The organism is Streptomyces sp. NPDC048361, from assembly GCF_040651795.1.
In the GTDB taxonomy this organism is placed as follows: Bacteria; Actinomycetota; Actinomycetes; order Streptomycetales; family Streptomycetaceae; genus Streptomyces.
Genome location: NZ_JBEZKW010000080.1, coordinates 20845 through 28617 on the forward strand (window position 1 = coordinate 20845; position 7773 = coordinate 28617).

The 7773-nt window shown below is 73.3% G+C and carries 7 protein-coding genes and 1 riboswitch; of the genes, 2 read left to right on the plus strand and 5 right to left on the minus strand.

Annotated features, from left to right (window positions below; all coding sequences use genetic code 11):
• Positions 1-132: 132 nt before the first annotated feature.
• On the plus strand, positions 133-765 hold the full coding sequence (locus tag AB0D31_RS31025) for a sulfite oxidase-like oxidoreductase (protein ID WP_362729288.1): 633 nt from the start codon (positions 133-135) through the stop codon (positions 763-765).
• A 55-nt stretch (positions 766-820) separates the two neighbouring features.
• Here AB0D31_RS31025 and AB0D31_RS31030 read toward each other — a convergent pair whose 3' ends face one another.
• From AB0D31_RS31030 to thiO, 5 genes are all read right to left on the minus strand, one after another.
• Complete coding sequence (locus tag AB0D31_RS31030) at positions 821-1672, minus strand: deoxyribonuclease IV (RefSeq protein ID WP_362729290.1); 852 nt, start codon at positions 1670-1672, stop codon at positions 821-823.
• A gap of 7 nt (positions 1673-1679) precedes the next feature.
• Positions 1680-3656, minus strand: coding sequence for a Stk1 family PASTA domain-containing Ser/Thr kinase (pknB, locus tag AB0D31_RS31035; protein WP_362729292.1), 1977 nt, complete (start codon positions 3654-3656; stop codon positions 1680-1682).
• Between the two features lie 112 nt (positions 3657-3768).
• Complete coding sequence (locus tag AB0D31_RS31040; protein WP_362729294.1) at positions 3769-4563, minus strand: thiazole synthase; 795 nt, start codon at positions 4561-4563, stop codon at positions 3769-3771.
• A gap of 3 nt (positions 4564-4566) precedes the next feature.
• Positions 4567-4767: a sulfur carrier protein ThiS gene (thiS, locus tag AB0D31_RS31045; protein ID WP_362729296.1), complete on the minus strand. Its 201-nt coding sequence runs from the start codon at positions 4765-4767 to the stop codon at positions 4567-4569.
• On the minus strand, positions 4764-5957 hold the full coding sequence (gene thiO / locus AB0D31_RS31050) for a glycine oxidase ThiO (RefSeq protein ID WP_362729298.1): 1194 nt from the start codon (positions 5955-5957) through the stop codon (positions 4764-4766). Before thiO ends, thiS begins: the two co-directional genes overlap by 4 nt.
• Positions 5955-6067: riboswitch (TPP riboswitch) on the minus strand. (Overlaps the previous gene by 3 nt.)
• Before the next feature lie 162 nt (positions 6068-6229).
• Here thiO and AB0D31_RS31055 point away from each other — a divergent pair.
• Entirely contained in the window at positions 6230-7453 is a 1224-nt protein-coding gene (locus AB0D31_RS31055; protein ID WP_362729300.1) for an FAD-dependent oxidoreductase, read from the plus strand.
• Positions 7454-7773 lie beyond the last annotated feature (320 nt).

Genomic DNA, 7773 nt, shown 5'->3' on the forward strand with positions numbered 1-7773 from the left:
TAACTGGGCAAGGTTTCGCGCATCCTCGCACCGTGATCGGGGACCGTCCAGTAAGTGCATGCTTAGTAGGAGTTGCCCGAATAGGGGCGTCCCTGGTCATCACCACCCTCCGGGGTCTGTCACCATGGAGTCATGGGTCAGCCGGAGAGCCGGGAGCGGCAGGGAGCAGCGCAGTCGGAGCTTCCGCCGGGCCAGCGGCTCCAGCGCGGCTGGCCGGTCACGCACTACGGCCCGGTGCCCAAGTTCAAGCCGGAACGCTGGGAGTTCCGGGTCTTCGGGGCCACTGCCGACGGCGACAAGCACTGCTGGAACCACGAGGAGTTCTCGGCGCTGCCCTTCGAGAGCGTGGTCGCCGATCTGCACTGCGTCACCAAGTTCTCGATGCTCGGGGCCGAATGGGGCGGGGTGACGGCCCGCACGATCGCCGAACTCGCGCCCCCCGCACCCGATGTCACCCACGTGATGGTCTGGGCCGAGTACGGCTTCAGCTCCAACCTGCGCCTGACCGACTTCCTCTCGGACCGTACGGTCTTCGCCACCCACAACGGCGGCGACCTGCTCACCGCCGAACACGGCTTCCCGCTGCGGCTGGTGGTGCCGCACCTGTACGCCTGGAAGGGCCCCAAGTGGGTCCGCGGCATCGAGTACATGACGGCCGACCGCCGGGGCTTCTGGGAGGAGCGGGGCTACCACAACGTCGGCGACCCCTGGCGCGAGCAGCGCTACTCCTACCAGGAAGAGCCCGGGGACGGCCCCGAGCTCTGAACCAGGAGGAGCGCAGGGACGGCCGCGACCTCCGAGGGACTGGACGGCCGGTCCGTTACGGACGCAGCGCCTTCAGGCGGGCGATGTCCGCCGCGTTCCCCTCCTTGCCGCCCGGGGTCTCGATGACCAGCGGTACGCCGTCGGTCGCGGGGTGCTTGAGCAGCTCGCGGAACGGCTCCTCGCCGATGTGTCCGGTGCCGATGTTCTCGTGACGGTCCTTGTGCGCGCCCGCCACATCCTTGGAGTCGTTGGCGTGGATCAGCTTCAGCCTCCCCTCGCCGACGGTCTCCACCAGGAGGTCGAGGGTCTGCCTCGCCCCGCCGGGCGCGGTCAGATCGTGCCCGGCCGCGAAGATGTGGCAGGTGTCCAGGCAGATGCCGAGCTTGGGGTGGGAGTCGAGCGCCTCGAAGTAGGGGCCGAAGTCCCAGGTGCGCGAGCAGAGCGAGAAGCCCTGGCCGGCGGTCGACTCCAGGAGCAGGAACGGGTCGTCGTCGTGGGTCAGCTCGTCCAGCAGCGGCAGCAGCCGCTCGTGGACCTGCGCGAGCGCCTCGGCGCGCGGCCGCCCGCCGGTCGCCGAACCGGTGTGCACGACCACGCCGAGCGCGCCGATCTCCCGGCCCCGGCGCAGCGAGTGCCGCAGCGACTCCACCGACTTCTCCACCGTCGCCTCGGTGTGCGAACCGAAGTTGATCAGATACGGAGCGTGCACGTACGCCGGGATCGAGGCCTCGGCGCACTCGGCCCTGAACCGCTCGTCCTGGGCCGGGTTGCCGGTGGGGGTGGCCCAGCCGCGCGGATTGGCGACGAAGACCTGCACGGTCTCGGCGCCGATGTCACGGGCGTAGGGGAGCCCGGCCGTGGCGAGGCCGCCGGCCACGGGCACATGGCCGCCGATGGGGTTGCGCATGAGGTGACTACAGTCCCTTGGTGGTGATGGTGATGGTGGAGCCCTCGGGGGCCGGGGCGCCGCCGGCCACGGACTGGCCGGAGACCTCGTCGCTGAGGAACGGGAAGCTGCGGTCGACCTTCACCTTGAAGCCCGCCGCCTCAAGGGCCTTCTGCGCGTCGTCGGCCTTCTGACCGGTCACGGTGGGCACCGGGACCATCCTGGGCCCCTTGGACACGGTCAGTGTGACCGTGTCGCCCTTGGTGAGCCGGGTGTGCTCGGGCGCCGACTGCGCGGCCACCTTGCCCGCCTCCTGCTCCGAGTTGACCTGGTCGGGCGCGACGGTGACCTTCAGCCCCGCGCCCTGGAGGGCGGAGGTGGCATCGGCCACCGAGTCGCCGACCACGGAGGGCGTGTCGACCGGGGCGCCCTTGCTGACGACGAGCGCGACCGCGGAGTCGGTGTGGCGCTTGACGCCGGCCGGCGGGTCGGTGCGGATCACGGCGCCCTGCGCCACGCCGTCGCTGAACTCGCTCGTGGTGTCGCCGGGCGCGAAGCCCGCCTTCTGCAGCTCACTCCTGGCCTGCTCCAGCGGCATGCCGTCCAGCTTGGGCACCTGCGCCGTCTCCGGGCCGCGCGAGACAATGAGCGTCACCGAGCCGTTGCCGCGGATACGGGCGCCGGTGGCCGGGTCGGTCGAGATGACCTGGCCCCGCTCGACGGTGTCGCTGAACTGCCGGTCCACCTTCTTGAGGTCGAGCCCGGCGCCCGAGAGCTTCTGCTTCGCCGCCTCCTCGCTCTGCCCGATGAGCGCCGGAACCCGGGTGAACTGGCCGGAGTTGATGTACCAGACACCGGCGCCGACCCCGAAGACCACCAGGAGCGCGGTCACCAGGGCGATGACCCCGCGCCGGCCACTGAACCGACCGCGGGGCCCGCCCGGCACCGGCCGCTGCTCCGGCTCGTCCTCGACGCGCTGCGGCATGATCAGCCGACTGGTGCGGTTGACGGGGTCTGATCCCGCGGACTCCGCGGGCAGAGGCACCCCCGCCGGGGTCACCGGCGTCGGCACGGCCCGCGGGATCACGCTCGTACGGTCGTCGGCGCCGGCCCCCGCCGCCACGGCGTGGGCGCCCGGCGGGACCGCGTCCAGCTGCTCGTCGCCGAGGGCCGCGCGGGCGACGCGGGTCTGCGCGAGCAGGGCCACCGCGTCGTCGGGGCGCACATCGGGGTTGCGGGCGGTCGCCGACGCGACCAGCTCGTCCAGTTCGAAGGCGAGACCCGGAACCACCGCGGACGGCGCGGGCATGCCCTCGTGGAGGTGGGCGTAGAGGATCTGCGCGGGGGTGTCCCCGCCGTGCGGCTTGGCGCCGGTGAGCATCTCGTACAGGACGACGCCGCACGCGTACACGTCGGCGCGGGTGTCGGCGGTGCCGTGCTCGATCTGCTCGGGCGCCAGGTAGGAGACGGTGCCGAGGACCGTGCCGGTGGTGCTGGTCACCGAGTCCACCGCCCGCACCAGGCCGAAGTCGGCGACCTTGACCCGGCCGTCGTCGCCGATCAGGACGTTCTCGGGCTTCATGTCCCGGTGTACGAACCCGGCCCGGTGAGCGGCGCCGAGCGCGGCGAGCACCGGCTCCAGGATGTCGAGCGCCGCACGCGGCTGGAGCGCGCCGCGCTCGCGCAGCACATCGCGCAGGGTGCAGCCCGCGATGTACTCCATCGCGAGATAGACGTACTGGTCCTGGGCGCCCTGGTCGAAGACGCCGACCACGTTGGGGTGCGCGAGCCGGGCCACGGACTTGGCCTCGCGGATGAAGCGCTCCACGAAGGAGGCGTCGGCGGCGAGGCCGGGGTGCATCACCTTGAGGGCGAGCACACGGTCGAGACGGGTGTCGACGGCCCGGTAGACCGTGGCCATACCGCCGACGGCGATGCGCGCGTCGACGCGGTAGCGGCCGTCGAGCACCTGCCCGACGAGGGGGTCATGAAGGGTCGTATCCACGGGGAGAGTTTACGAGCGCCACTCGGCCCCCTTCACGCCGCGTGCGTGGTGGGGGCCGTACTGCAGCCGAGCTGTGACGCGGACACGCTCGAACGGGGCGTGCGGCGGGTGGCTAGAACGCGGGTCGCTCGGGGTCGAGAACGGCCCGGCCGGCCCTCGGGGAGGAGGCCTCCGCGAAGTGGCGGCGCGGAATGCGCCCCGCCCGGTGCGCAAGGCGCCCCGCCTCGACCGCGTGCCGCATCGCCTCCGCCATCAGGACTGGCTCCTGGGCCCGGGTGACGGCCGATGCCAGCATCACCGCGGCGCAGCCGAGCTCCATCGCGAGCGCCACGTCGGAGGCGGTGCCCGCGCCCGCGTCGAGGATCACCGGGACGTTCGCGCGGTCCACGATCAGCTCGAAGTTGTGCGGGTTGCGGATGCCGAGCCCGGAACCGATGGGCGAGCCGAGCGGCATGATCGCCGCGCAGCCGACGTCCTCCAGCTTGCGCGCGAGGACCGGGTCGTCGTTGGTGTACGGCAGCACCGTGAACCCGTCGTCGACCAGCACCTCGGCGGCGTCCAGGAGCTCGATCGGGTCGGGCAGCAGGGTGCGCTCGTCGGCGACGACCTCCAGCTTCACCCACTGTGTGCCGAGCGCCTCCCGGGCCAGGCGCGCGGTGAGCACGGCCTCGCCCGCGGTGAAGCAGCCCGCGGTGTTGGGCAGCACGCGGATGCCGAGCCGTTCGAGCACGGACAGGACCGAGCCCCGCACGGTCGGGTCGAGGCGGCGCATGGCGACCGTGGTCAGCTCGGTGCCGGACACGGCGAGCGCCCGCTCCAGGACGTCGAGGCTGGGCGCCCCGCCGGTCCCCATGATCAGACGGGAGGCGAACGTGGTGTCGGCGATGGTCAGCGAATCGTCGGCCATGGGTCAGCCCCCCTGCACGGCGGTGAGGACCTCGACGCGGTCGCCGTCGTCGAGCGTGGTCGTCGGCCAGGCGCTGCGCGGCACGACCGCCTCGTTGACGGCGGCGGCGACACCCGAGCGGGACGGCGTGAGGGTGGCGACGAGGACGTCGAGGGTGGTCCCGGAGGCGAGCGCTCGGGGCTCGCCGTTGACGGAGATGGTCATGCGGTCGTCAGCTCCCGAGGTGCGGAGGTGAAGCGGCGGGGGGTGAACGGGCGTGCCTCGTCGGGCAGTTCACCGGTGGTCAGGACGTGCGCCATGACATCGCCGGTGACCGCGGTGAGCAGGACGCCGTTGCGGTAGTGCCCGGTGGCGAGCAGCAGGCCGGGCAGCGCGGTCGGGCCGAGCAGGGGAGCGTTGTCGGGCGATGCGGGGCGCAGACCCGCGCGGGTCTCGGTGAGCGGCAGCTCAGTGATCCCCGGCACCAACTCGTGGGCGTCGCGCAACAGTTGATAGACACCGCCGGCGGTGACCGTGGTGTCCCAGCCGAGTTCCTCGCTGGTGGCGCCGACGACCAGCTCGCCGTTCTCGCGCGGCACGAGATAGACATCGCTGCCGCGCACCACCGCCCGTACCGTCCTGGACAGGAAGGGCGCGTACGGGGGCGGCACGGTGAGTCGCAGCACCTGGCCCTTCACGGGACGTACGGGCGGAAGAAGCTCCTGCGGTACGCCGTCGAGCCTGCCGCTGAGGCTGCCGGCGGCGAGGACGACCTGGTCGGCGGTGAGCTCGGTGCCGTCCGCGAGGACGACCCCGGCCGCCCGCTCCCGTACGACCGAGAGCCGCTCGGCCCAGCCGTGCGCGAACCGGACCCCGGCGCCCGCGCAGGCGGCGACCAGGGCCTTGGCCAGGCGCCGGGGATCGATCTGATGGTCCCCGTCCACCCGCAGCCCGCCGCGTACACCGGGCGCGAGCATCGGCTCCAGGCGGCGGCACTCGCGGCCGGAGAGCCACTCCGACTCCAGGCCGCAGCGGGTCTGGAGGGCGTGCAGGTCCCGCAGATGGGCGCGGTCGTCGGAGTCGAGCGCCACGGCGAGGGTGCCGCAGGCGCGGTAGCCCGTGTCGAGCCCGGTGGCCTCGCTCAGCTCGGCCACGAAGGCCGGATAGCGGCGGGCGGACTCGACGTTGAGGGCGAGCAGGGTCTGCTCGCCGTAGTGGAGTTCGGTGACGGCGGCGAGCATCCCGGCCGCGACCTGGGCGGCGCCGCCGCCCGGCTCGGGGTCGACGAGCACGACGCCGAGGCCGCGTTGGGCGGCCCGCCACGCGGTGACGAGGCCGATGATGCCGCCCCCGATGACGAGGACGTCGGACCCGTGACCTGGCCTGTCGTCGGACCTGCTGTGTGAAGAACGCATGGGCGTCCAGCCCCTCCCTTCGCCGGCATGACCCGGATCAGGTTCGTACGGTCGGAGGCCGCCCAGCCTCCCTCTCAGCCCGGTGCGTCCGGGCTCCCGCGAGTGCTTTACGCCTGCCACCATAGCCCGAGGCTCCGGCGCGGAGTAAGGGAGCGTCCGGGGGCCGGGGGGTGCGTGCCGGGGGTCCGGGCGGCGCGTGCCCGGGGTCCGGGGGGTGCGTGCCGGGTCCCGGCCCCTTACCTGACGAATAGTCAGCTGCTTATGGTGATCGGGTGAGCGAACAGCAGACGCAATCCGAAGCGCGGCATGTGGTGGTCGTCGGTGCGGGCATGGCCGGCGTGCAGACCGCGGTGGCCCTGCGCGAACAGGGCTTCACCGGAGCCATCACCCTCATCGGCGCCGAACCCCACCAGCCCTACGACCGGCCTCCGCTGTCCAAGGCCGTCCTGCTCGGCAAGGCCGAGGGTTCGGCCTTCGAGGTCGACTTCGACGCGCTCGGCGTGAACCTGCGCCTCGGCCTCGAAGTCACCGGGGTGCGCCCCGCCGAGCACCGCGTGGTGACCGAGGCGGGCGAGGTCGGCTACGACACCCTGGTCATCGCCACCGGCGCCGAACCGCTCACCCTGCCCGGCAGCGCGGGAGTGCCGGGCGTCCACCTGCTGCGCACCCTCGACGACGCGCGGCGCCTGCGGCCGGTCCTCGACCAGCGGCACCGGATCGTCGTGGTGGGCGCGGGGTGGATCGGCGCGGAGTTCGCGACGGCGGCGCGGGACGCGGGGTGCGAGGTCACCGTCGTGGAGGCCGCCGACCGCCCCCTGGCCGGGGTGCTCCCCGCGGAGGTCGCGGCCCCCATGACCGGCTGGTACGCCGAGTCCGGCGCCGAGCTCGTCACCGGCGCACGGGTCCAGTCGGTCGTGCCGGGCGAGGTGCGGCTCGCCGACGGTCGCGCCCTGCCCGCCGACGCGGTGGTCGTCGGCATCGGGGCCCGCCCCGCCACGGCCTGGCTGGCCGGCACCGACATCGCGCTCGGCCCGGAAGGCGCGATCACCGCCGACGCCCGTCTGCGCACCTCGGTGCCCGATGTGTACGCGGTCGGCGACTGCGTCTCGTTCCCCTCGGCCCGCTTCGGCGAACGCCTGCTCGTCCACCACTGGGACAACGCGCTCCAGGGTCCGCGCACGGTCGCCGCCGACATCGTGGGTGAGGCCCCGACCGACTACGACCCGGTCCCGTACTTCTGGTCCGAGCAGTTCGGCCGCTTCGTCCAGTACGCGGGGCACCACGCCGACACCGACGAGCTGATCCACCGCGGGGATCCTTCCTCGACGCCCTGGTCGGTGTGCTGGCTCCGCGACGGCGCCCTGGTCGCGGTCCTCGCAGTGGGCCGCCCCCGAGATCTGGCCCAGGGCCGCAAGCTCATCGAATCGGCGGTGCTGATGGACCGGGCGAGGGTGGCGGACCCGACGATCCCGCTGAAGTCGGCGACGCGCGAGTAGCCCTGCGGGGCGGGCCGGGGATCGCCTGCGCGTGCCCTGCGGGCGGGGCCGTGCCTTTGCGCGCCTCCGCCGCGGTGGGCGCGACCTTTGGGCTCCGGGTGCCCTACGGGGGCGCGGGGCTGCACCTTTTGCGCGGCTCCGCCGCGGTGGGCGCGGGTGGCGGGTTCGGTGCCGGGTGCCCTACTGGGCGCGACCGGTCGACTCCGGGTGCCCTACTAGGGGCGCGGGGAACTGCGCGGGCGCCCCAGCACGGTCCGCAGCCGAAAGCCGGGCCCCTGGGGCTCCGCCCCAGACCCCGGGGGATGCCCCACCCCGCCCCT

What these genes read in the sequence shown, in the direction of transcription:
- AB0D31_RS31025 (WP_362729288.1), top strand. Translation starts at nt 133, where the DNA reads ATGGGTCAGCCGGAGAGCCGGGAGCGGCAGGGAGCAGCGCAGTCGGAG.
- AB0D31_RS31030 (WP_362729290.1), bottom strand. Translation starts at nt 1,672, where the DNA reads ATGCGCAACCCCATCGGCGGCCATGTGCCCGTGGCCGGCGGCCTCGCC.
- AB0D31_RS31040 (WP_362729294.1), bottom strand. Translation starts at nt 4,563, where the DNA reads ATGGCCGACGATTCGCTGACCATCGCCGACACCACGTTCGCCTCCCGT.
- thiS (WP_362729296.1), bottom strand. Translation starts at nt 4,767, where the DNA reads ATGACCATCTCCGTCAACGGCGAGCCCCGAGCGCTCGCCTCCGGGACC.
- thiO (WP_362729298.1), bottom strand. Translation starts at nt 5,957, where the DNA reads ATGCGTTCTTCACACAGCAGGTCCGACGACAGGCCAGGTCACGGGTCC.